General features: G+C 41.3%; 23 protein-coding genes and 2 tRNA genes. 4 read left to right on the top strand and 21 right to left on the bottom strand.

The window, feature by feature from the left end; all coding sequences use genetic code 11:
• The 5 genes from atpA to JJN12_RS02150 all read right to left on the bottom strand — a co-directional run bounded on the left by atpA (position 1) and on the right by JJN12_RS02150 (position 4,584).
• The gene (gene atpA / locus JJN12_RS02170) at positions 1–1,830 is read right to left on the bottom strand and encodes a F0F1 ATP synthase subunit alpha (protein ID WP_208428154.1); all 1,830 of its coding nucleotides are present in this window, start codon (positions 1,828–1,830) and stop codon (positions 1–3) included.
• Positions 1,820–2,311, bottom strand: coding sequence for a F0F1 ATP synthase subunit B (atpF, locus tag JJN12_RS02165; protein ID WP_208428153.1), 492 nt, complete (start codon positions 2,309–2,311; stop codon positions 1,820–1,822). The genes atpA and atpF overlap by 11 nt, the downstream gene beginning before the upstream one ends.
• Positions 2,312–2,331: 20 nt before the next feature.
• Entirely contained in the window at positions 2,332–2,553 is a 222-nt protein-coding gene (gene atpE / locus JJN12_RS02160; RefSeq protein WP_023353816.1) for an ATP synthase F0 subunit C, read from the bottom strand.
• 32 nt (positions 2,554–2,585) lie between these two features.
• Positions 2,586–3,266: a F0F1 ATP synthase subunit A gene (locus JJN12_RS02155; RefSeq protein ID WP_208428152.1), complete on the bottom strand. Its 681-nt coding sequence runs from the start codon at positions 3,264–3,266 to the stop codon at positions 2,586–2,588.
• Between the two features lie 97 nt (positions 3,267–3,363).
• Positions 3,364–4,584: an EAL and HDOD domain-containing protein gene (locus tag JJN12_RS02150; protein WP_208428151.1), complete on the bottom strand. Its 1,221-nt coding sequence runs from the start codon at positions 4,582–4,584 to the stop codon at positions 3,364–3,366.
• Positions 4,585–4,665: 81 nt separating this feature from the next.
• On the opposite strand from JJN12_RS02150, the gene JJN12_RS02145 reads away from it, so the two are divergent.
• A tRNA-Arg gene (locus tag JJN12_RS02145) sits at positions 4,666–4,739 on the top strand.
• A 29-nt stretch (positions 4,740–4,768) separates the two neighbouring features.
• Here the strand turns inward: JJN12_RS02145 and JJN12_RS02140 are convergent.
• The 6 genes from JJN12_RS02140 to JJN12_RS02115 all read right to left on the bottom strand — a co-directional run bounded on the left by JJN12_RS02140 (position 4,769) and on the right by JJN12_RS02115 (position 13,526).
• A complete protein-coding gene (locus JJN12_RS02140; protein WP_208428150.1) occupies positions 4,769–5,221 on the bottom strand; it encodes a VanZ family protein in 453 nt (150 codons plus the stop codon).
• A 9-nt stretch (positions 5,222–5,230) separates the two neighbouring features.
• A complete protein-coding gene (locus tag JJN12_RS02135; RefSeq protein ID WP_208428149.1) occupies positions 5,231–6,742 on the bottom strand; it encodes a carboxypeptidase M32 in 1,512 nt (503 codons plus the stop codon).
• Positions 6,743–6,812: 70 nt separating this feature from the next.
• A complete protein-coding gene (gene pheT, locus JJN12_RS02130; protein ID WP_208428148.1) occupies positions 6,813–9,251 on the bottom strand; it encodes a phenylalanine--tRNA ligase subunit beta in 2,439 nt (812 codons plus the stop codon).
• Between the two features lie 254 nt (positions 9,252–9,505).
• Positions 9,506–10,525, bottom strand: a complete 1,020-nt coding sequence (gene pheS / locus JJN12_RS02125; RefSeq protein ID WP_208428147.1) for a phenylalanine--tRNA ligase subunit alpha — start codon at positions 10,523–10,525, stop codon at positions 9,506–9,508.
• 382 nt (positions 10,526–10,907) lie between these two features.
• On the bottom strand, positions 10,908–12,332 hold the full coding sequence (locus JJN12_RS02120; protein WP_208428146.1) for a diguanylate cyclase domain-containing protein: 1,425 nt from the start codon (positions 12,330–12,332) through the stop codon (positions 10,908–10,910).
• A 30-nt stretch (positions 12,333–12,362) separates the two neighbouring features.
• A complete protein-coding gene (locus JJN12_RS02115) occupies positions 12,363–13,526 on the bottom strand; it encodes a PucR family transcriptional regulator (protein ID WP_208428145.1) in 1,164 nt (387 codons plus the stop codon).
• A 398-nt stretch (positions 13,527–13,924) separates the two neighbouring features.
• Between JJN12_RS02115 and JJN12_RS02110 the strand changes: the two genes are divergently transcribed.
• On the top strand, positions 13,925–14,458 hold the full coding sequence (locus tag JJN12_RS02110) for a glutathione peroxidase (RefSeq protein WP_208428144.1): 534 nt from the start codon (positions 13,925–13,927) through the stop codon (positions 14,456–14,458).
• Positions 14,459–14,669: 211 nt separating this feature from the next.
• Here JJN12_RS02110 and JJN12_RS02105 read toward each other — a convergent pair whose 3' ends face one another.
• Positions 14,670–15,878 carry an NADP-dependent isocitrate dehydrogenase gene (locus JJN12_RS02105; protein WP_208428143.1) on the bottom strand — a complete coding sequence of 403 codons (1,209 nt, stop codon included), beginning with the start codon at positions 15,876–15,878 and terminating at the stop codon, positions 14,670–14,672.
• A gap of 157 nt (positions 15,879–16,035) precedes the next feature.
• A complete protein-coding gene (locus tag JJN12_RS02100) occupies positions 16,036–17,007 on the bottom strand; it encodes a tRNA dihydrouridine synthase (protein ID WP_208428142.1) in 972 nt (323 codons plus the stop codon).
• A gap of 110 nt (positions 17,008–17,117) precedes the next feature.
• Between JJN12_RS02100 and JJN12_RS02095 the strand changes: the two genes are divergently transcribed.
• A tRNA-Gly gene (locus JJN12_RS02095) sits at positions 17,118–17,188 on the top strand.
• Positions 17,189–17,305: 117 nt separating this feature from the next.
• On the opposite strand, the gene JJN12_RS02090 is transcribed toward JJN12_RS02095, so the two are convergent.
• Positions 17,306–17,665: a response regulator gene (locus tag JJN12_RS02090; protein WP_208428141.1), complete on the bottom strand. Its 360-nt coding sequence runs from the start codon at positions 17,663–17,665 to the stop codon at positions 17,306–17,308.
• Between the two features lie 106 nt (positions 17,666–17,771).
• Positions 17,772–18,566, bottom strand: a complete 795-nt coding sequence (locus JJN12_RS02085) for an esterase (RefSeq protein ID WP_208428140.1) — start codon at positions 18,564–18,566, stop codon at positions 17,772–17,774.
• Between the two features lie 43 nt (positions 18,567–18,609).
• Between JJN12_RS02085 and JJN12_RS02080 the strand changes: the two genes are divergently transcribed.
• A complete protein-coding gene (locus JJN12_RS02080) occupies positions 18,610–19,812 on the top strand; it encodes an alanyl-tRNA editing protein (RefSeq protein WP_208428139.1) in 1,203 nt (400 codons plus the stop codon).
• Here the strand turns inward: JJN12_RS02080 and JJN12_RS02075 are convergent.
• The 6 genes from JJN12_RS02075 to JJN12_RS02050 all read right to left on the bottom strand — a co-directional run bounded on the left by JJN12_RS02075 (position 19,805) and on the right by JJN12_RS02050 (position 24,531).
• The gene (locus tag JJN12_RS02075) at positions 19,805–20,290 is read right to left on the bottom strand and encodes an N-acetyltransferase (protein WP_208428138.1); all 486 of its coding nucleotides are present in this window, start codon (positions 20,288–20,290) and stop codon (positions 19,805–19,807) included. The two genes, JJN12_RS02080 and JJN12_RS02075, sit on opposite strands and share 8 nt — an antisense overlap.
• Positions 20,291–20,292: 2 nt before the next feature.
• Complete coding sequence (locus JJN12_RS02070; protein ID WP_208428137.1) at positions 20,293–22,368, bottom strand: heavy metal translocating P-type ATPase; 2,076 nt, start codon at positions 22,366–22,368, stop codon at positions 20,293–20,295.
• A 180-nt stretch (positions 22,369–22,548) separates the two neighbouring features.
• Positions 22,549–22,845, bottom strand: a complete 297-nt coding sequence (locus JJN12_RS02065) for a DUF6110 family protein (protein ID WP_208428136.1) — start codon at positions 22,843–22,845, stop codon at positions 22,549–22,551.
• Between the two features lie 264 nt (positions 22,846–23,109).
• The gene (locus JJN12_RS02060) at positions 23,110–23,400 is read right to left on the bottom strand and encodes a DUF2325 domain-containing protein (RefSeq protein ID WP_208428135.1); all 291 of its coding nucleotides are present in this window, start codon (positions 23,398–23,400) and stop codon (positions 23,110–23,112) included.
• Between the two features lie 25 nt (positions 23,401–23,425).
• Positions 23,426–23,857 carry a flavodoxin gene (locus JJN12_RS02055; protein ID WP_208428134.1) on the bottom strand — a complete coding sequence of 144 codons (432 nt, stop codon included), beginning with the start codon at positions 23,855–23,857 and terminating at the stop codon, positions 23,426–23,428.
• A gap of 35 nt (positions 23,858–23,892) precedes the next feature.
• Positions 23,893–24,531: a DUF3793 family protein gene (locus tag JJN12_RS02050; RefSeq protein WP_208428133.1), complete on the bottom strand. Its 639-nt coding sequence runs from the start codon at positions 24,529–24,531 to the stop codon at positions 23,893–23,895.
• Positions 24,532–24,613 lie beyond the last annotated feature (82 nt).

Raw genomic sequence — 24,613 nt, 5'->3', positions numbered from 1 at the left:
TTATTTACCCTCTTTTGCGCCAAGATAAAAGTTACGAAACTGTGTTGCCGCATCTACTATTCGCTGTGTAAGATCTTCTGAAAGCGCCTTCTGATTCTCGATTTCTCTGATTATCTCAGGATGATGTGCTTCAAAATAATCAAGCATCTGCATCTGGAAGTCCTTAATCTGCTCATTTTCAACAAGCATCATGACCTTCTTTGTAGCCACAACAAGTGTAATGACCTGTTCGTGGAGTGAAAGCGGTCTGCAGAGAGGCTGCTTAAGAAGCTCCATAAGACCTTTACCGTATGTAAGCTGATTCTTGGTTACCTGGTCAAGGTCAGATGAAAACTGTGTAAACACTTCCATCTCACGATACTGTGCCAGGTCAATTCTTATAGATCCTGATGCCTTCTTCATAGCTTTACTCTGAGCCGCACCGCCTACACGGGATACGGAAAGACCTACGTTGACCGCAGGACGCTGGCCTGAGAAGAAAAGGCTGCTCTCTAAGAATATCTGTCCATCTGTGATGGAGATTACATTGGTAGGGATGTAGGCAGATACGTCTCCTGCCTGTGTTTCTATGATTGGGAGTGCTGTAATCGAACCTCCACCCGCCTCATCGGAAAGGCGGCTGCTTCTCTCAAGAAGTCTTGAATGAAGGTAGAATACATCTCCCGGATAAGCCTCACGTCCCGGCGAACGCTCAAGTAGCAGGGACAAGGCTCTGTATGCAACAGCATGCTTACTAAGGTCATCATATACAATGAGTACATCTTTTCCTTTGTACATAAAGTACTCAGCCATAGAGGTAGCTGCGTAAGGGGCGATGTACTGAAGCGCAGATGAGTCTGAAGCTGTTGCCGCCATAATAATGGTGTATGGAAGTGCTCCGTGTTTATCTAAGGTATTAACTAATTTTGCAACTGTAGAAGCCTTCTGGCCTATGGCTACATAGACGCAGATAACTCCCTTGTCTTTTTGGTTGATGATAGTATCTACTGCTATGGCAGTCTTACCTGTCTGCCTGTCACCGATTATAAGCTCTCTCTGTCCTCTTCCTATAGGGAACATAGAGTCGATTGCAAGTATACCGGTCTCAAGCGGTACAGATACCGACTTTCTATCAATTATACCCGGTGCTTCATGTTCTACAGGCCTAAAGTCTGATGCGATGATATCTCCGCCACCGTCAATAGGAGTGCCGAGTGCGTCTACAACTCTGCCGAGGAAGCCTTCACCTACAGGTACACCTGTCTTCTTGCCTGTACGGTTGACTCTGTCTCCCTCTGCTACTGTGTCCGCTTTGTTGAAAAGGATACATCCTATGCTGTCAGACTTGATATCCTGCACCATACCTTTGGCACCTGATTCAAACTCTATAATCTCGCCGTACATAGCGTGATCGATGCCCTGAATCTTGGCGATACCATCACCTACAGCTACGACAAAGCCCACTTCCTGCTCTTTGGTATTAGGCGTGAAGCTCTCTATACTGCTTCTAAGCTTTGAGAGTCTGTCTTTTGCAATCTGAGCGGCATCAAGCCCATCGTCAAGATAGTTTACATCCGACTTCTCGGAGCTGCCATCATCTGAACTTAGAAGCTCAGACATAAGCTGGTCAAGTCTTCCCTTTGTACTCCAGTCATACTCGTGAGTTCCAACACGAAGCACAAAGCCGCCTACCAGGTCCTTTTTCTCTACGAGATCTATCTTGACCTCATCTTTATTTACACCCTCTTTAGCTGCGACAAAGTCTTTTATTTTGTCAAGCTGGGAGTCAACCGGCGGCGTAACATAAAAAAGGCTCACCTTTAGTTCTTTTTTATTGTTATCAAGATTCACTGTGTTTACCCTCTTTTGTTATAAATTCATCATAAAGATTCTTGTCGGCTGCACCGTTGCTGTTGTCATGCATTATCTTACTTGTAGCATCCATGACAAGACGTGCAATCTCCATGTCAGCTTCTCTGATTATCTTCTGATGTTCATCCTTTGCCTGTTCTTTAGCCTTATCAACTATTGTTCCCGCCTTCACATCAGCCTCTTCAAGAATACGCTTGTATTCCTCATCAGCACTTGCTCTGGCCTTGTCGATTATATCCTGTCTTTCATTTGAAGCATTGCTTATAGCCTCTTCATACTTAGCTTTAAGCGCATAAGCATCCTGTTTGGCTGACTCTGCTTCATTAAATTTACCGTTTATAGCATCTCTTCTCTTGTCAATGACATTGTTGATTGGCTTAAACAAAAACAATTTGATTATTATATACCAACCCACAATGTTAATAGCCGTAAAGAGGAGATTCCAGTCTACTTTAAGCATTATTCCTCCTTAAGTGAACCTTACTTAAGCATCATTATTATAAGAACTGCGATAACGAAACCATAAATAGCTGTTGCCTCTGCAAGTGCCGCACCAAGGATGAGCACGCTACGAATCTTTTCTGCAGCCTCAGGCTGTCTAGCTGTAGCATCTGCTGCCTTACCTGTTGCAATACCGATACCGATACCTGCTCCTAAACCTGCCAAAACTGCAATACCAGCGCCAATTCCTAATAAATTCATAATTTTTCTCCTTATCTTATTATTAAACTGACCTACTCAAGCTGTTCGCCTATGAATAAGCCTGTCAAGAACACAAATACATAAGCCTGAATCAGACCATCAAATATATCAAAATAAAAACTAAATGCAATTGGAAGTCCTACAGGAAGCACGAACTCTATGAGCTTCATTACAACGAAGGCTCCAAGAACATTACCAAAGAGTCGCATACATAGAGACAACGGTGTTGTAAATACCTCGAGAATCTTAATAGGGGTAATAACCACCATAGGCTCTGTAAAGCTCTTCAACCATTTGCCTACACCTTTTTTGTGTATGCCTGCAAACTCGATAATAAAAATACTAAATGCCGCCAGTGCTATGGTCACATTCAAGTCCTTTGTAGGGGGCTTAAATCCCAGTATACCGACCACATTTGCAATACCTATGTAGATAAGAATGCTCGTCAGATACGGGGCATAGGCCCTGCCATGCTCTCCGACGATGTTAACTACCACGCCCTGAAGCTTGGTAACCACCTCTTCCACCATCAGCTGTCTCCTGGTAGGATTCTCAACTTTTAGGTTTCTGGTAAGTAATATAGAAGCAACAAGAACGACGGCCATAATTATCCAAGTTACAACAACTGACTCTGATATGCCTCCAAAAAACGGGACATCAAACACCGTTTCGACATTCAGCTCTTCCGCCAGCCGCTCAGCCAAATCTCCCATTACCGCTCCTTTCTTCAAAATATACTACTTTTACAACTTACGTATTATAATCCTCTTAACTATCATAGTCAATAGAAAGAATTATATCTCTACTTATTTACAGGAACATATCCCTATACCATACCAAGGCATCGATATAGGCTGTACTTACAGGCTTTACATCTATGTTAAGCACAGTCATTATCCTGCTTACCTCCTGCCAGTCAGCGTTCTCATAGTGAAGCATAAAGTTAAGAAGCGGAGCGAGCCTTCCCTTTCTCTGAAGAAGAGCAAGACTGATATCCTCAGCTATGTTTACCATCTCGAGTGCCTGTTTCATAGGTATCTCGAGGATAACATCGATAACGGAAAAGAGTCCCATAAGGAAGAGTTCTGAAGTAAGTGCTCCTAAGTCAAAGCAATAAGCAAGGTTTTCTGCAAATTTTGCACGGATGAGCGATAACCTCATTATTTCACTTGGCTTATCTACACAAAGTGACTTAGTAACAGCGGTACTGGCCCACCTTCTTATCTCCTTCTGTCCAAGCATGGCTGTAGCGGCTCTTATAGAGGTTATCTTTGAATTTCTTGCAAGCTTGTTGACTATCTCAAGCATATTTACCGCAAGTACGGTGTCCTTTGAGATAACATCAGCCACCTCAGTAAGGTCAAAGTCAGGCTGATTTACGAGGTTAAGAAGCTCGATATAGGTCATCTTAAGAGGTGCAATCTCTCCCGTCTTTGAGATAGCAGGCATCCTGAAGAATTCACCCTCAAAAAGGTAGTAGCCTCCATCCTCTGCAAGCCTGTCATAATCCTCCTTTGAGTCCACATTGACTGCACAGAGCTTGATGTGAGGATATACCTGCCCGAAGTAGAGCTTAGCCTTATCTATCTTAATCTTCTTGTGGTCAAGAAGGATATAGTCCATAAGGCTAAGTACAGGCCTGTACTCTTCAAACTGGTCTATATTTAACTTCCTCATAGCAAGCTTATAGCCCTTAGCCTTAAGCTCTGTGAGTCTATCCACATACATCTGCTCAGGATTTATCCTGTAGTCTATGAGTAATACTACCCTTTCCGCAGGCGCACTGCACTTATTCTCTATATCGGAAAAGAGAGAGATATTGTTTACCTCTATGAACACTTCTTTATCACCGGCTAAGGTACCGATGCCCATGCTTTCCACGATATCAAGTCCCAATATGCCTGCCGCAGCATCTAAACTGCCCGTTCCAAGAAGGGATGGATGAAGCAGAAAATTTTCTCTCTGCGCAAAGACTGAATACGCGCAGACTTCCATTTTACTGTCAAATAAAGGTATTAATGTTGCTAGCATTTTTATATTTCCTTTCAAAATGATTTTTTTACTTTACAAATAAGAATCATTGTGCTACAATATTACTCGTTCGACAATTTTGTATGTGTAGCTCAGCTGGATAGAGCGTCTGACTACGGATCAGAAGGTCGCGAGTTCGAATCTTGTCACATACATATCAGGTACCGTTTATCGGTACCTTTTTTTATTTTTTAGTTCTAAAAATAAACTTAGCAGCCACCGCACCTATCACAACTCCGGCAGTATTTAATACCACATCATCTATGTCACAGATGCCTACCTTCGTCACCAGCTGAATCCCCTCTATAAGCACTGTAAAGGCAAGGCCAAGCAGGGCTGTTTTTATAAATGTAAACTTATTTTTTCTTAAAAAATAACCCACCAACAATCCAAACGGTACAAATGCAAATACATTCCCTGCAAGATTTAATATAACCAGTCTTGCACCTATAACATTGATGTTCTCAATGTATCTGGTTATCTCCTTAAACAGGGTAAAGTTGTACCTGTAGATATCTGATATTTCCCTCTTGCCCAGGCTGTCACTAAGGAATAAGTGATAGCCTAGGGCAAGCAGGTAAACAATAAAAACTATGCCTATAAGCAGGTTTTTGTTCTTCTCAATGAATTTTCTCATTATACATCCTTATAGTCCGTATTCCTTAGTGAACTTTTCAGTGAGATAATCAATATAATAATCTGCGTTGAATTCCTCACCCGTAGCTAAAAGAAGTATCTCGTTTGTATTCTTAAGTTTTCCGTATTTATGAACCTTTTCTTTTAGCCAGTTCATAATCTTTGACACCTCACCCCTTCTTAACAGGCCGTCAAAGTCAAGCTCCTTCTTCATCTGGTGGTAAAGCTCTGCACCGATTGCATTGCCAAGGGCGTAACTGGAAAAGTAGCCGAAGCTTCCACCTGACCAGTGTACATCCTGAAGGATGCCGTCCTTATATGTGTCAGGGCGTATGCCAAGGTATTCTTCGTATAAATCATTCCAAAGCTCCGGCAGTTTTTCTACAGGGTAGTCCTCATTAAATATCTTCTTTTCTACCTCGTAGCGTACAAGCACGTGTAAGCTGTAAGTCAGCTCATCTGCCTCTGTACGGATAAGTCCGGGCTCTGTACGGTTAATGGCTGTTATAAACTTATCAAGGTCCACATCCTTTAGCTGCTCTGGGAAGGTAGAGACAAGCTTCCCATAGATAGGCTCCCAAAAAGCCTTGCTTCTTCCGATAATGTTCTCACAGAATCTTGACTGTGACTCATGAAGCCCCATTGATGAGCCTTCCCCGACAATGGTCTGGGTAAGTTCATCAGGTATATTCATCTCATATATGCCATGTCCTGCTTCGTGGATAATCGAAAAGATAGCGCTTTCCAGATTGTTCTCATAATAATGGTTCGTTATTCTTACATCCTTATTGTGAAGGCTGTTTGTAAAAGGATGCTCACTTTCAGCAATCACTCCCTTATCCGGAGCAAATCCCACATATTCAGCTAAGAACCTGCTAAACTCCCTCTGTTTACCCACAGGGTAGTCCTTAAAAAGGAATTCATACTCAACCTGTGGTTTTTCCTTTATCTTCTTAAGCAGAGGAACTATAGCCTCCTTAAGCTTACCGAAGAATTTGTCAAGTATCTCCTGGTTAAAGCCCTCCTCGTAGTCATTTAAGAGCACATCATAAGGCTTTTCGCCAGGCTTAACTCTATAGCCCGCAAACTTTCTTGAATATTCTATAAGTGATTTAAGGGTAGGAAGGAACTTATCAAAATCATCAGCTTTCTTGGCCTCTGCCCATCTTGACGCTCCTACAGCCTGAAGCTCGGAAAATGCCTGATACTCGTTAGCAGGTATCTTTTCAAGCATCTCATAATCCTTTTTAAGCTGTTTAACTATTCCCTTTTCTACCTTGCTAAGTCCTTCGTCTTTTCCTTCTTCAACGTCCTTTGATAGCCTGTATACGATATCCTTTACTTCATCATTCATAACGGCATTGTAGGACTCTCCTGCAAGCACTCCTAAGACCTTGGCAGTCTGGTCAACAGCCGCCTTTGGTGCAAGAGTTTCTGTATCCCACTCAAAGAGTGCCATAGCAGTATTCATAGCCATAGCTTTGTCAAGATATGGCTTAAGCGCTTTAAAATCATTATTCATGCCTTCTTCTCCCTATGCTATTAATCTAATCACATTATCCACTATTTTGGCATGATTTGCAACCATAAACTTAGCTTCTAAGTACTGCTCCTATAGTCTGAAGGCCCTTAAGAATCTTCTCCATAACAGCGCTTATCTCTGATTCTTCAAGGGTTTTCTCTTTATTTCTGAAGGTGATTGAATAAGCCATTGACTTCTTGTCAGCACCAATTCTCTCTCCCTCATATATATCGAAGAGTTCGAGGCTTTCCAATATAGCTCCGCTCTCAGATCTGATAATTTTTTCTATCTCTCCCGCTGTAAGGCTCTTATCCATCACAAGACTTATGTCACGTACAACTGATGGGAATTTGGCTATACCTTCGTATTTTACGGTAAAATTAGCCTTTTTACAGATGACACTAAGGTCTATGTTGGCTACATAGGTTCTCTCAGCTATACCGTAGGCCTCCTGAACAAGAGGGTGTACCTCTCCAAAATATCCAACCACCGCATCCTCATAGATAATCAGAGCCTGTCTGCCAGGATGGAGGAAGGTCTTGCCTGCATCAGCGTTGTAGGAAGGTAGCTTCTTCATGCCTACCTTGTATAAAAACTCCTCTATCACTCCCTTAAGCACGAAGAAATCGCCTTCTCCGTACATACCTAGGCAGAACTGCTTTCTCTCCTCAGGATAGTCTTCTAGAGGAAGTTTCTTTGCGAGGTAAATATTGGATATCTCATAAAGCCTTACATTCTTATTTCTTCTTGCTGAGTTGGTTCCAAGTGACGTGAGCATACCGTTTATTATCTGAGTACGCATAATGGAATAGTCCTCACCAAGAGGGTTCTTTATCTCTATGGCCTCTCTTTCCTTTGCATCTAAAGGAAGCAAAAGCCTGTCAAATACCTTAGGGCTCTCAAAGGAGAAGGTCATACCCTCGCAGAAGCCGAACTGCTCTGCAAGCTCCCTTGCCTTACCCTCTATTTCCATGCCAAAGGTCTCTCCGCCTGCCGTGGACTCGCCACTTGGAAGGGTGGTAGGTATCTTGTCATAGCCAAAGAATCTTGCAAGCTCCTCTGCCAGGTCTGCATTACGCAGTAAATCCTGCCTAAAGTAAGGTACTACTACACTCTTTAAGTCATCATTTATCTTGATACCAAGCCTGTCAAAATACTCTCTCGCCATATCAAGGCTAATACTTGTTCCAAGCAGACGGTTGCAGGCATCAAGGTCAAATTCTACCTCTCTGTCGCCCTCTTTTACAGGGTATACATCAACTACGCCGCAGGCGACCTCTCCGGCACCTATCTCCTCTATGAGGGTGCAGGCGCGGTTCATGGCAAGAAGGGCTGTCTCAGGATGAAGCCCCTTTTCAAACTTACCTGAGGCATCAGTTCTAAGGCCTATTTTCTTGCTTGAAAGGCGGATATTGGTGCCATCAAAGCAGGCAGCCTCTAAGAGAACAGTATTAAGGCCTTCATTTATCTTGGAATTCTCTCCACCCATTATTCCTGCTATGCCTACCGCCTTCTTGCCGTCCTTTATAAGCAAAACTGTATCGTCAAGCTCTCTTTCTACTCCGTCAAGTGTAGTGAATTTCTCTCCGTTTGCTGCCCTTTCCACCACTATCTTCCTCTCATCGATAGTGTCAATGTCATAGGCATGCATAGGCTGGCTAAGCTCAGTCATCACATAGTTGGTTATGTCTACTATGTTGTTGATAGGGCGGATACCTACTGCGGAGAGCTTTCTCTGCATCCAAAGAGGGGATGGGGCTATCTTTACATTCTTAACCACCCTCGCAACATAACGCTTGCAAAGTTCATTATCTTTTATTTCAACTGAAATATAGTCTTCTGCCTTTTCATTGTTACCTGTTTCTTTAATCACAGGAGGCTTAAACTCCTTACGGAAGGTGGCTGCGGCCTCTCTTGCTATACCTTCCATACCAAAGCAGTCCACTCTGTTGCTGGTTACTTCGTATTCTACAAGAGCGTCTCTAAGTCCAAGTGGGATAAGGGCATCGCTTCCAAGCTTAAGCTTACTCCCGCCCTCGATTTTGTTGAAAATGTAAAGCCCTTCCTCGTCTGCCTCAGGGTAATAGGTCTTATCCCTGCCAAGCTCGTCTATAGAGCACATCATGCCCGCTGAGTCTACTCCTCTTAGCTTTCCTGCCTTTATAACAAAGCCTTCCCCCGGCTTATTTCCTGAATGGTCACAGGCTACCCTTCCTCCATCAAGCACTACGGGAACTACAGCACCTTCAAAGGCATTAGGTGCACCTGTAACTATCTGTATTTCTTTCCCATCCTCATCAATCTGAACCTGGCATATAACTAACTTATCCGCATCAGGGTGTCTTTCTATCTTGTTGATTCTTCCTACTACTATCTTGTCAAGATTCTTATCAAAATACTGGGCGCTTTCAGCCTTGGTACCGCTAAGAGTCATTGCATCCATATATTCTGCCGGTGTGCAGTCAAGCCCCGGCACCATTTCTTTTATCCATGATAAAGGTGTATTCATGTTATTCTCCTCTTCCTACCTGTTTTAAGCCGTATCCGCACATCCTAAAGCTGTAGAATCACGCTGTGCAGAATTCCGGCTTTTTACTTTTAGACTTTATCCTAAATAATGATTATTCATAAGCATAGTATCATACAGATATAATAGTCTTTTAATAATCATCTTTATTGTTTCCTGTTTTATAATTAAAGCTCTTTTCTATATAGCATTAATAGCCTAAGCTTTCACTCTTACTGTTCCAGCTTAGACTGAGCTTAGAACTGCCTTAAGAAGCGCACATCATTCTCATAGAGAAGACGCATATCGTCTACCTCGTACTTAAGGAGGGCTATTCTTTCAAGACCGATACCAAAGGCAAAGCCCTGGTATTCCTTAGGATCTATCCCACGCATCTCAAGCACGTGAGGATGTACCATACCGCAGCCAAGAATCTCTATCCAGCCTTCATTTTTACAGAAGCGGCAGCCTTTTCCTCCACACTTAAAGCAGGACACATCCATTTCTGCAGAAGGCTCAGTGAAAGGAAAGTGGTGTGGTCTGAATTTAACCTTGGTATTTTCTCCAAATATTCTTCTTGCGAACTCAGCAAGAGTTCCCTTAAGGTCTGCAAAGGTAACATTTTTATCAATGACAAGGCCCTCTACCTGGTGGAAGGAAGGAGAATGTGTCGCATCCACCTCGTCTGAACGAAACACCCTGCCAGGTGCTATTATCCTGATAGGAGGTTTCTGTTTTTCCATAACATGTACCTGAACTGATGAAGTCTGGGTACGGAGTAAGAGCTTGTCATTGATATAGAAGGTGTCCTGTTCATCCTTTGCAGGGTGGTTAGCAGGAATGTTAAGAGCCTCAAAGTTATAATAATCAAACTCTATTTCAGGGCCGTCAACTACCTGATAACCCATACCTATAAAGATTTTTTTAACCTCATCGAGGGCTATGGTGTTTGGATGTCTATGGCCTATCATAGGCTTTTTGGCAGGAAGGGTAACATCTATAGTCTCTGTGGCAAGCTTAAGGTCTAACATCTTCTTTTCAAACTCTTTTTTACGCTCTTCAAGTCTCTTTTCTATAGCCTCTCTTGCCTCATTAACGAGCTGTCCTACCTTCGGCCTGTCCTCAGGAGCTACATCCTTGAGACTTTTTAATACCTGTGTAAGTTCACCCTTTTTACCAAGGAAGTAAACTCTGGCGTCATTTAACTTATCGCCGTCCACAGCCTCTTCTATCTGCTTAAGGGCAGACTCCATAATTTCCTGTAATTTCTCTTTCATGTTATCCTCCATATCGTGTTATAAACTGTGGCATCCTCGGAGAGTTATTATTTAATAGGAAATTCCGTAGGAATTTCCTATTAAATAATAAAAGCCCCTGCTTAAAGCAGGGGCGAATTATCCGTGTTACCACCCTGGTTCCTATCCTAAGATAAGCACTCTTTTGCAGATAACGGCTGCTGCCGATGAAGCCTACTCTCTATGATTTAAGCCTCACAACTCGGGTGTGAATGTCAGAATCGGGGTTGCATAAGAAAACTTCCAGCAAGCGTTTCCTCTCTCTGTATGACTCCCTTTCCCTGTGCCAAAAGGCTGCACCTTCAAAGTCTTTATTATTTGATAAAGTAAATGATATATGTTTATGAAAGGAATGTCAAGTCTTTTAGAGCTGTACTATCCTATAACTGTTTCTTCTAATCTTCTTTTCCTCATAGAGTGCATCATCCGCTCTCTTAAGGAAATCCGAGATAGAAGCATAAGGTGAAAATATATCAAAGCAAACTCCCTGTGTAATTGTAACGACATCTGAAGCTTTTGAATGCTTGTGCTCCATAGCCATCTTCTGCACATTCTTCTTTAATTCTTTCACCATGGTCTCTATTTCACTGTGCAATGAGCCAGGGTAGATGATAACGAACTCATCCCCTCCGTACCTGGCTGCATACACCTTAGGATGCTCCTGGGTGAGTTTTAGCAGAACTCCTGCAATCATACGTATGCACTCATCTCCCATTTGGTGTCCGTAGTTGTCGTTAAACTGTTTAAAATAATCTATATCGAGTATTTCAACACCAAGAGATCTTGGATTGGCACGAAGATATTTCTCAAGGTCTTCCGAGTATTGGTCGTATGACATCCTGTTTGGAAGCTCTGTAAGGGCATCCATTTCTGATTTTCTCTGTAAGTCACTGTTTTCCCTCATATACCTCACGAGGTTGTTGATACTCTCAGCTACAAGGTTCATCTCTGCAAACGACTTTATCTCAAGCCTGTTGTCAGGTATTATCCCTACCTCAAGCTGCTTTAGATAATAGGCTATGCTCTTTATTGTATTTAAGAATTGATAAATGACGATGAAAATGATACCAATGATGATGGCAATGACAAAAAGTGTAAATAAAGCTACCTTCACAACAGCCTTACCAACTTCCCTGTTCATATCATCTACATTACGTCCGACAACCATTGCACCTATGACCTTATCGTCACTATCCTTAAGTACTCTGTAAAGGCAGTATATCGCACTACCTGCAACATTTGCCTCACCTTTATACTCACCGGATCTGTCAAGTCCTTCAGCAACATTTTTTGTTATAAATGTACCTAGAATAGAAACACCATCTTCACCAAGGGTACTACCTGCAACTCTAAAATAATGCGCCGGTTCGTATGGAAGCTTTTGTTTCCTTGCAGCGAACAGCCTCGGGTCGTCATCCCTTACCTTAAGGAAGACATACGAAAGTATTCCTGTCTTTGAGTAATGCTCTAAGAAAGGCTCCAGGTTGGCTTTTTCTCTTGTTCCATCACCGATTTCAGTATCTCCGAAGTAAATGGTATCTCCTTTTACATTCCATCTTGCAGTATCATCATGATTTGAAATCAAATCCTTTACATAGTTCATATCAGCTTCAAGTCGGCTTCCTATGAGCTTTTCTTCAAGATTTCTGATAGTGCCCGATACTATAAAACTAACGAAAAATACAATAATAATTGAAATAAGAATTCCTGCAACAACAACCTTCGTGCTGATTGTACTTACATTCCAGCCTTTGTCAGTCTTTTTCCCGACTTTCTTATATTTTCCCATTATTATCTCCACAAAAGCAGAACTACCTGCTTATACCATATTTTTTAATTCATACAGCCTAAGGGCAAGCTCTAACTTAAATCTGGCGTTGGCACCGTCAGTCTGAAGCTCCATAATCTCTTCTGTCTTTTTAAGTCTGTATTTTGCAGTGTTATAATGGATGTAGTTGTTTTCTGAAGCCCTCGTAAGACTCCAGTTTGCATTGATAAGCTCCTTAAGGAAGATATAATACTCTGTCTCATTTTCTCTGTCATACTCTATAAGTTTTCGGATAGGGCGCATAAGCTCACCCGCCAATATATCCTTATTTACAGCGTTATTAAGAAGCGAGAACAACTCCAAATCCTTGTATTCGTGTATCATTCCAAGTCCAAGCATACTACGGCCAATTTTTACTGCTTCTCTTGCCTCTGTATAAGATATCGGCGTATCGAAGATATTATTTATAGTCCTTCCTATACCAATTGTATAAGTAAATCCGTAATTTTCTTTAGAATCCTCCATAACACGCTTAAATACGCTATCTTTGTTATGCAGATAATTATTGTCAAATTCAAATATAAATATAATGCTGTCGCTGTTTTGATAATAGTAGAATGTCATGCCCACGTTCAGAAAATTATTTCTGAGGTCCCTAAACATCTTTTCCTTGACTACTTCGATTTTCCCACTTGACTCCTTTAGGTCAACAGTTTTCTTCTTGTATTCGTCAAGGTCAAAGATAACCACCACCACATTGTCCTTCATATCCCAGCCGTTTAATTTACATCTGATATTGAACTCTTCGCGGGACTTGATATTGCCGGTACATATATCAAGCACCAGTTCCTGCTTCAGGTCCTTATCCACCCTATCCTCGGAGAATTTCTCCTTATGCATAAGAATATACAAATCACCCACGTATACAAGTGCTTTCTTTTGCGTATCTGTGATGTCCTTCTCTAATATGTTCATAGAAAACTTACCAAGCACTTCTGCATTTAAGCTAATCTGATACTCATAACAGTTTGAGAGGTCTACATTTTTCTCCTCACCCATTATTACTCTCGTGTTATTTATGTAATTAAAAAATATAAAGTCGCAGGCAAAAAGAGAGTGCATATATTCCAAGACCGCCTCTTCATTTCTGCTTTCCATACTTAAGCTTATCAGTTTTTTTAACATTTCAAGTTCTTTTATTATATCTTCGCTCATAATCCACCATCCTTAAGTCATATTATATAGTATCACTGATAAAGAATTGCTGATGTTATTTCCCGCAATACCTAAAAATACTGTTATCTCTTAGGGCACAAAACTACCTAATAACATTATAGGGGCATTTTAGGAGTTTAGCAAGCCTAATCATATAAACAGCTGTTTAATTATATTATGCAATCCTTTCAAAAGTGGCTGCTTACACATATTAACAAATATATCGGCTGTCTGTACTATCTACAGTCTACCACAGATTATGTGTATTTAAAAATAAACAAAGCATTCAATTAAATTGCACACAATTTTAGTTATTTTACATGTAGAATTAATCCTCTAAAAATGTTATCATCATCCTATCAAGTTTAGTTTTGCCAAATGGCAAGAAGGAGGACAAAATGAGTGTATATGATTTTAGCGTAAAGAACGTTGAGGGCGGTACTACTTCACTCTCAGAGTATAAAGGAAAGGTGCTTCTCATAGTAAATATAGCAACAGGATGTGGTCTTACTCCACAGCTTGAGGATCTTGAGAAGTTATATCAGAAGTACAACAAGGACGGATTTGAAATCATCGGCTTCCCTTGCGGACAGTTCCTTGATCAAAATCCTGAGGACGGAAAAGAAACTGTTAAGTTCTGTATGGTAAACTACGGTGTTACCTTTGAGAACTTTGAGAAGCTTGAGGTAAACGGACCTAATGCAGACCCTCTCTTTAAGTATCTTAAGGAGCAGAAGCCTGAGGAGGTTACCAACTCCGCTTCAGCAGGACTTCTTGAGAAGCTTGCAAGCCTCGGACAGGTATTTCCTGGAGCAGAAATCAACTGGAACTTCACCAAGTTCTTAGTTGACAGGGAAGGAAACGTAGTAGAGAGATTCTCTCCAACTGTAACAAGTGAGGATATGGATTCTTACGTTAAGAAACTTTTGTAATTTTGCTTTTTCATTACTCCTATACATAAATATATATAAGTACCAGGAACTCCCACTAATAAATCATACAGGTTTATTAGTGGGAGTTCTTTTTTATACTTCTAGTAGGCTGCATATAGGCGTTATTCCCGAGCCTTTATCATGGCTTATTATGTCTTGTATATGCTTTATTTATGTGTTACAGAGGCCTAATAGATTCCTTATAGAATTCTTACAGGCTCTTTTCTAGTCTTTCTCTTACAGCCTTTATGAAATCCTCGGTGCCTGCTGTCTTTACTTCTTTAAGAGTAGTTATCTCAGTTAAGTCCTTTGTCATAATGCCGCTTTCTACTGTGTCTATAACTGCCTTTTCAAGCTTGCCTGCAAAGGCTGCAAGGTCACTTAGGCCGTCAAGCTCTCCTCTTTTTCTAAGAGCTCCACTCCAGGCAAATATAGTAGCTATGGAGTTGGTCGAGGTAGGCTCACCTTCAAGGTACTTGTAATAATGCCTCTGAACCGTTCCATGGGCAGCCTCATACTCCCATACCCCCTTAGGAGATACCAGTACGGAAGTCATCATAGAAAGAGAGCCAAAGGCAGTAGCAAGCATATCGCTCATAACATCTCCGTCATAGTTCTTGCAAGCCCAAAGGAAGCCTCCATCACTCCTTATTACCCTTGCCACAGCATCATCTATCAGGGTATAAAAATAAGTGATTCCCTTGTTCTTAAATTTTACCTTATAGTCTTTTTCGTAGATTTCTGCAAATATGTCCTTGAAGGTATGGTCATACTTCTTTGATATGGTGTCCTTTGTAGAAAACCACAAATCAACCTTAAGTTCAAGAGCGTACTCAAAGCAGGCTCTTGCAAAGCTCTCTATGGAAGAGTTCAGGTTGTGCATACCCTGGATGACACCGGGTGACTTAAACTCGTGTATAAGTTCCTTTGTCACGCTTCCATCCTCAGCTGTAAATACCAGTTCAGCCTTACCGGGACAATTCACCTTGATTTCAGCATTTTTATACACATCTCCGTAAGCGTGTCTGGCTATGGTAATAGGAGATTTCCAGGTGCGCACATAAGGCTCAATTCCCTTTACAAGAATAGGAGTTCTAAATACTGTTCCATCAAGCATGGCCCTGATAGTACCGTTTGGACTCTTCCACATCTCTTTAAGGTTATATTCCTTTACTCTTGCGGCATTAGGTGTAATGGTTGCACATTTAACTGCAACCCCGTATTTTAGGGTAGCCTTTGCAGACTCCGCGGTCACCTTATCGTCGGTCTCATTGCGGTACTTAAGGCCCAAATCATAGTATTCTGACTTAAGCTCTATAAAAGGATGGATAAGCTCATCCTTTATTATCTGCCATATGACTCTGGTCATCTCATCTCCGTCCATTTCCACAAGCGGAGTTTTCATCGCTATCTTTGCCATAGTATGCCTCCTATATCTAAACTTGTAATACCACGTTTTTATAAGGTTATCACAATTAGTGAGCGATGGCAAATACTTTGTAAACAAGCTTATATAGAAATACAATGCTGCGGGCATCTATGATAAAGGACTACACACCTTTGCCTCTTACAATCTTCTACACTACCTTAGAGTTAAACAAAAGCACATTTACCGCAGCCTTATATTCAGCCACTCCCTTAGCTTTTCTTATATCTTTCACATAGCCCTCACTTCCTTCAAAGCTATCCTGCAGGTAAAACCAGAGCTCTTTTAGCTTAAGTACTGCCGCAGCCCCACCATTAAATTCCTCAAGGTAGGTTCCAAGGAGTTCTTCAAGGAAGTTTCTTATCCTGCCTTGCCTGTCTGTGACCACCACTCCTGCCATATCTTCCAGCAAAAATGGGTATCTTAATAGTCCCCTCCCTATCATAATATGTTCTATATCCGGGAATTCCTTTTCTATAGCAAGTACATCATCTACACCTTTAAGCTCTCCATTAAAGCAGAGTTTACCTGCTTCGCCTGCTTTGGAGTATTCGTCTACTGCCTGCTTAAAGCACTCTTTATGTACTCTGCCCCGGTAAAACTCTGTCCTGGTTCTTGGATGAATGATTAGCTTTTCAATCGGAAACTGCCTATAAAGCGAAATGATATTATGGAACTCAGAAGCTTCCTCATAGCCGATTCTTGTCTTTATGGATATTTTAAGTCCTGTATGTTCTGCCTCGTTAAAGATACCTGTTAATAGCTCCTTAAGACTATCAAGATTCTTCAAGGCACCTGAGCCTCTCCCCTTATTTACCACAGTTCCGGAAGGACAGCCAAGGTTAAGGTTTATCTCCTTATAGCCCATTTCCATAAGCTTAAAAGCAGTCAGGTTGAAGGCATCTTTACTGCTTGTAAGTATCTGGGGTACTATCTTTATTCCTTCATTGTGCGCGGGAAGAAGCTCTTTTATATCTTTTTTATCAATCCCCCTCTTTTCCTTGGGCGTAATAAACGGGGTGTAATAGTCAGTTACACCCTTAAAGTGCTTATCAAATACCCTTCTAAATATCCTCCCTGTAATCCCCTCCATAGGGGCAAAGCTTACAATGTAGTTTTTCATTTCACTTCCTTTATAATCACTTCATAGTAAAAAATCATATATTATGACTTTTCTTTTTAATTTTAGCTTTACATACTAAATGAGTGGGAGTATAATTGTGTTGTAGTTAAGCAGATGTAGTTCATCGGTAGAATGCGACCTTCCCAAGGTTGAGAGGCGGGTTCGATTCCCGTCATCTGCTTTTTATTTTTAGGCAATTTATCCCCGTTAAGACAACAAACTAAGACCATTCTCATTTTCAGAAAACAGTCTTAGTTTATTTTATTTGTGTATTTAAAATCATATAGATTGATAAGTCTTATTTAATCTTTGCAAGTGACTCCAATACTCTGTCCTGCTGGAAAGGTTTAACGATGAAGTCCTTTGCTCCACTCTGGATAGATTCGATAACCATAGCCTGCTGTCCCATAGCTGAACACATGACTACATTAGCAGCGGCATCGAACTCCTTAATCTTCTTCAAGCACTGTAATCCATCACATTCAGGCATTGTAATATCAAGAGTAACGATGTCTGGCTTTAACTCTTTATACTTTTCAAATCCATCATTACCGTTAACACCCTCACCTACAACCTCATATCCGTTCTTAGATAGGATGTCCTTAAGCATCATTCTCATGAAAGCCGCATCATCTACTACCAACACTTTCTTAGCCATTATTATACTCCCTTTCACGCATTATTTTAAAGATTTGAATTCAGAAGACTATTCCAACAACTCACTGTATATTTTACTAGGAATTGCTGATTTTAGCAACCATGTTTTAAATATTATTCAAAACCCAGCTAAAACCACGAGCCATACGAAGCGGAACCTCCACAAAGTGATTTCCTTCATTCCATTCCAAAATATGCTTTATGTGGTTTTTCTCTGAAAACTCATTATACTGCATTTTGATACAATTTTCAACCTCAGACAGCCTTTTATTTGAAGTTCTTGATTCTTTAAGACCAAGGCTTAGATAAACTGCCGAAGACTTCATCCCTTTCCCACGGATGTATTCTCTCCAGCCCTTAAACCACACCGAAGGAGAAGCTGCCGCTATCCCGCTAAATATGGAGCTTTCATAGCCTGCCCATAGCGCAAACAGCCCTGCAAGTGAATAACCGCCAAGAATAACAGGTTGGCCTACATCAAGACTGCAAGTTTTCTTGATACCGCCTACATTATCCCTAAGATAATCCAGGTTCTTATTCGCTTCTCCACCAAAACCCTGCCTGCCAAACACAGGCTCTGCCTTCCAGGGGGATAGTTCATCATTCCATCGTTTTGTCCTAATTCCCACGAAAGCAAAGGGTTTATCGGTAAAGGCCTTAATGAGTTTTATCTCCTCTTCAAGTCCCCCCTCATCATTTCCATCAATGAATTGTATCAAGATATATTTCGGATTGGTTTCACAATATCTTAATATCTCTTTACCATTTATTTTTAATTCTTCAAACATTTTCCCTCCAAAATATACTGGCTTTTTAGCCATTATACCATTATAATTGCTTTTAGCAACTGTAGATACATTACAGTTCAAATCCTTTACCTGCTCTTCACGGCCTTTGCACAATTGCCCTGCTTAATCTATATTATTATCAAAATAAGGAGAAACTATGTCAACTTTCGAGCTATATTACTCTCACCCATATAAAACTGACTTTGAGGCAGATATTATAAGCATAGATGCCTGTGATACTAAAGAAAACACTTATAAAGTAATACTTAATCAAACTCTCTTCTTTCCTGAGGCAGGAGGACAGTCCTCAGATAAAGGAGAGATTATGTTGAGAGATATTACTACTATTGTAGAAAATGTGCAGATAGACAAAGAGGGAACCATCACTCACTATATACATTCTTCTTCACCGCTTGATACCAAAAGACTTGTGAATGCTGAAATAAAAGGAAGGATTGACTGGGAACAACGTTTTTCAAATATGCAGCAGCATAGCGGAGAGCATATATTTTCAGGAATAGTCCACGAAAAATACGGCTATGACAACGTAGGCTTCCATCTCTCAGACAATAGCGTAACCATGGACTATAACGGCTATCTTACCCCTGATGAGGCATACGAAATCGAAGCCATCGTCAATAAAGTCATAGCAGATAATGTAGATGTAATCTGCTCTTTCCCTAGTGATACTGAGCTTGAAAATATTGATTATAGATGTAAGGGGGAGCTTTCAGGTGACGTAAGGATAGTGGAAATAGCCGGAGTAGATACCTGTGCCTGCTGTTGTCCTCATGTCGCTAAAACAGGTGAAATAGGCCTGCTTAAGGTAATCTCCTCCATAAAGTATAAGGGAGGAACCAGGCTGTCCATCCTCTGTGGCTTCAGGGCTCTTAAGTATTTTAGCTCCCTGCAGGCAGATATGAATGAGCTAAGAACCCTGCTTTCCTCAGAACTAAGTGAAGTGGTAAACAACGTAGCTGCCATAAAGAACGAAAGAGATGAGCTTAAGATAAAACTACGAGAAGCTAATAAAGCTAAACTGATAAATGAAATCGACCATCTATCCGATTCTGCCGGGGCTCTTATCTTTACCGATGAAGTAGATGCAAAGAGCCAGAGGGAGGCTCTTAACTACCTCATAGAGAGAAGGGATAATTACTGTGGTATATTGGTTGGAGACGACAAAAAAGGCTATTCCTACCTTATAGGCAGCAACAGCCTTAATTCTACTTTAATTGGAGAAAGACTTAAAGAAAGCTTTGGAGCCAAGGGCGGTGGCAAAAAAGAAATGATACAGGGCTTTGTAGAGGCAAAAGCCTGTGACATCAAAGCCCTGCTTGATAGCTTTCCGTTTATTTAGCCACATACTGATAGGCTATCCTCTCGCCCTCTCTAAGCCTAACAAGTCCACATCTTACAAAACCTTGCCTGGTAAGAGCCTTCTGCATGGTAAGGTTTTTTTCGTGGGTATCTATCCTGATATTTGAAAGTCCCGCTTCCTTCATCTTCATAAGGCTGTATTCAAATACCTTAGAGAATACTCCCTTAACCTTTCCGTTGCCTGCAACCCTGTGCAGGGTGAGGTATGGTTTGTCATTTAACCAACTACCCTCATATATCCCCTTATAGGCTTCTTCTTTACCCATAAGCACGAAGGCAAAGTTAAAGCTTTCATCTGTGTAGAGCACACCGTTTGCTATGTCGTTTAGCAAAATATCTTCACCGGGATAGTCCATACCCCACTGGTCAGGATTGCCACTCTCTCTCATATACTGCCTTGCGGCTTCATAAATCATATCAAGCTTTGCCAGGTCTTTTTCTTTTGCTTTTATTATCATAGCTACTCCATCAGATTGGTGGTAGACGAAAGACCTATGGCAAGAGTTGAGAGATTGTGCACAAGAGCCGATGTAGCAGGTTTAACTACTCCAAGTACACCAAGACCTATAAGACCTCCGTTGATACCTACTATCTTCCTGTAGTTGCTGTTTATCCTCTTCATAAGAAGGTTGGAAAGAGTTTTAAGCTTTACGAGCTCGTTTAGATTGTCAGCAACTATGGTAATATCCGCTATTTCCCTGGCCAGTTCTGCCCCACCGCTGATAGCAATACCGCAGTCAGCCGCAGAGAGCGCAGGAGAATCATTGATGCCATCACCTACCATGATGACCTTTCTTCCCTTTTCTTTTTCTTTCTCCACAAATCTTGCCTTATCCTCAGGCAGAACCTCGGCATAATACCTGTCTACTCCGATTTTATCTGCAACAGCCTTTGCTGTACGCTCATTATCACCTGTCATCATCACAACCTTCCTGATGCCAAGCTCCTTTAGCTTCTTAAGTACTTCCCTTGCTTCTTCTCTTACAGGATCCGAGATACATATAACCGCCGAGAGCTGTCCATCAATTGCCATATAAAGGTGGGATGAGTCCTCAGGAATATTGTCAAATTTCTCTTCAAGTCCTGCAGGAACTACAACTCCCTCATCTTCAAATACAAAATGATAGCTTCCTATGACTACCTTTTTCTCACCTATACTGCTGCTGATTCCGTGGGCAACTATATAGTTAACCTTAGAATGCATCTCCTTGTGCTTAAGCCCCTTCTTCCTTGCAGCCTCTACAACTGCATTTGCCATGGAATGAGGGAAATGCTCCTCAAGACAGGCTGCTATTCTAAGCAGCTCATCCTCTCCCCTGTCTTCAAAGGAGATAACAGAAGTAACCACCGGCTCCGCCTTGGTAAGTGTACCTGTTTTGTCAAAAACTATGGTATCTGCAGCCGCAACTGCCTCTAAGAACTTGCCTCCCTTTACTGTAATACCATTTTCAGAAGCCTCCCTTATGGCAGACAGCACTGATACAGGCATGGCAAGCTTTAGCGCACAGGAGAAGTCCACCATAAGCACGGAAAGTGCCTTGGTTACATTGCGGGTTAAGAGATATACAAGTCCCGTACCGGCTAAAGTATAAGGCACAAGCCTATCTGCAAGCTTAAGAGCAGAGCTTTCTGCACCGGACTTTAGCTTTTCGGTCTCTTCTATCATCCTTACTATTTTCTCAAACTTGGAGTTACCTCCTGTTCTCTTTACCCTAAAGGTAAGCTCGCCCTCCTCGATAACAGTACCTGCGAATACAGTGCTTTCCTCTTCCTTCTTTACAGGCTCACTCTCGCCCGTCATCGAAGCCTGATTGACCATAGCTTCACCACTTACAACTACTCCGTCAAAAGGAATAACGCCGCTTAGGTGCACTACTACCTCATCATCTTCTTTTACCGTATTGTAATCAACAAGAAGCTCTGTACCATCCTTTTTAAGCCATACCTTGCTTATATTTAACGAAAGTATGCCTGCAAGGTCTGCTGTGGTCTTCTTCTCAGTCCACTCCTCAAGGAGCTCTCCTACTCCAAGCAAGAACATAACAGAGCTGGCAGTATTAAAGTCTCTTCTTAGCACCGATACTCCTACAGCCACACCGTCAAGCAAAGCAACCTCTATCTTCCCGCTCACAAGGCTCTTTATACCGGCTTTTATGTACTTAAGTGACTTTGCTATGGTAAGCGCAACCCTTACCGGTATAGGAGTAACAGTCACTGTAACCAGCCTTTTTGCGATAGCTATAAATAGCTTGTCCTGATAGGCAGCATTAAGGCGCCTGCTGGAATTGGCTATAAATTCTTCCGGAGCAGCAAACCTCTCATAGTCAAACTTCTGTATGGCATCTACTATATCCCATTTGTCTCCAATAAATTTGATTGTAAGCGTGCAGGTTCTATCGGATACCTTTGCAAATGTAACTCCAGGCAGATGCCTCACATAGTAAAACAAAGTGTCGGCCTGTTCATAGCTCATATATCTTTGTAACAGCTGTATCCTAAGCCTGCCGTTTGATTCTGACATAATCTTAAACTTCATTATCCTACCTCTAATTATCTGATGATGCAGTTGTCAAAAGAAAAAATCCATTGTTAGCATACCCGAAAGGGATTTATCATCTTTTAACACCCACACAGTCTTATACGATTGACTTCACTAAGAAAAGAAAGAGCCCGCGGGGAGTGTGGCTAAGCCTTTACTCCCTGCAGGCTAAGAATATTATTCTTCAGTACTTTCTACTTCTTTGTAACTTTTGGAAGTATCTTCAAACACAGCTTCTTCTGCTGCCTTTCTATCCTCGTTAATATCCTTAGCATCCTCATAGATATCCTCGCAGTTCTCTTTGAGTGTCTCGGTACGCTTAAGCGTATAATCCTTAACTCTAAGAGCCGCAGCAGTTACGTGTGTGTAGCATTTCTTAGCATCCTTGCTAAACAGAGCCTTAAGGCCTACTGTTCCAAATGCAAAGCCTCCAAAAAATATTCCAACTTTTTTCCAATTAATCTTATCCCACATCTCAGGACCTCCTTTTAATAAAATAATAAGATATTCTAAGATGTCAAACTGCCTTCTAAACTTCATAATAAGCAATCGGCTTTGAGTTATACCTGTTTCACATCAATTACGTACTGATTATAACAATAGGCAAAACCGATTTCAATTATTTTTTGCAGTTTTTGAGAAATTTTTGCAATAAAATGGCTCTAATAAAGACTGACTTTCATTATTGTAGGATATTAGCTTCCATTATCATTAAAACAGATAAATTTCACGTCAAGGTTATGCCATAGCAGGCATCATATTGTCAAGAATCTCATTTAATGCAGTGCTGCTGCTTGTATGGCTTCTTACAATATTGGCCTTGCATTTTTCAGCTTCGGCAAGGGCTGTGCGCACCATTTTGTGTGATACAGTGTTTGTAAACAGTATCAACAAGTCAGGTGAACCTATCTGTCCACTGAGGTTAGCAGACATCTGTGTAAATATTTTTGCTTTACATTTATGTTCCTTACATATTTTCTTGTACATACAAACCATACGGTCGTGACCGCCGACTATAACCACACTCATAATGCACCCCTTATATTATCCAGTTTTAAGCCTGTGCAAGCTTCTTTCCAAGCTCTTTGCATTTCTCAAGACCTTCAGCGTCAGGCTCAAGATTGCAGATAACGCCTTCATCTCCAATAACTGTAGCACCTGCTGCCTTCATCCTGTCTACCCAGTCACGCATCCATTCGCCATCGCCCCAGTCATAAGAGCCAAAAAGTGCAATAACCTTGCCTGATACGTGTGGCTCAAGCTCTGCTACAAAAGGCTCCATCTCGCTCTCTTCAAGTACCTCAGCTCCCATTGCAGGACATCCAAGTGCAAATGCCTTTTCTCCCTTAAGTGCGTCTACAGAAGCAGCTCCAACCTCAAGTAACTCTGCCTCAGCTCCTGCTACCTTGATGCCCTCTGCAACAGCCTCTGCCATTGTCTGGGTATTTCCTGTCTGTGACCAGTACACTACGCTAATCTTGCTCATAATAATGACCTCTTTCTGTGTGTATACACTGTTTTCTATGCACAAATCACACGTTTAGAATACTCTTCTTTACTGTGATCTATGTTGCTGTAATTTGTGATAATGTCCATTATATCAAGTCCCTCATATAACAGTCTCACTATCTCTGTCTGAACCCTCTCGTAATCCTTAAAGAGCCTTATCTTAAGCTCTGTATCCTTATATACCTTCCAGTATCCGCTGTAGAGATAGTTCTTACCGTTCTCTTTTATGAAGCCCTCCACATCCTCGATAGGATAGCCAAGGAAGAGTCCCAGTTCGTGCGGAAAATCCTGCTTTAGCTCCATATATCTCATATAGCGTTTGACAAACACGGGAAAGATTTTACTTATGTCGGAGGTTTCATAGCCACGCTTGTAAATGAATGCCATAACCTCTTCTCTTGCCAGATACTCCCTAAGCTTTGCCTCTCTGAAAATAAGTATTACAAGCCTTTCCCTGCCGGGATATAAAATTCTAAAGGAGAGCTCGGTTTTCTTTAGAACCACCGACAACTCCCTGAGGCTTTTCGCCGGTATTGTGAGTAAATTGGATATTTTAATCCCTGAAATAACAGGAGCACACTGAAGTGCCAGCTGAAGCGGAATCGAATGCACATCCATCTCCTTTATGATGTCAACAATATCAAAACTCATATCGCCTCTCCGAATTTTATTAAGTTAGTTAGTTCTAACTTAATATGATGATAATAAACTTTTAATGATTTGTCAATAGATT

The organism is Catonella massiliensis, assembly GCF_016651435.1.
Taxonomy (GTDB): Bacteria; Bacillota; Clostridia; order Lachnospirales; family Lachnospiraceae; genus Catonella; species Catonella massiliensis.
This window is presented reverse-complemented; position numbering and strand designations above follow the sequence as displayed.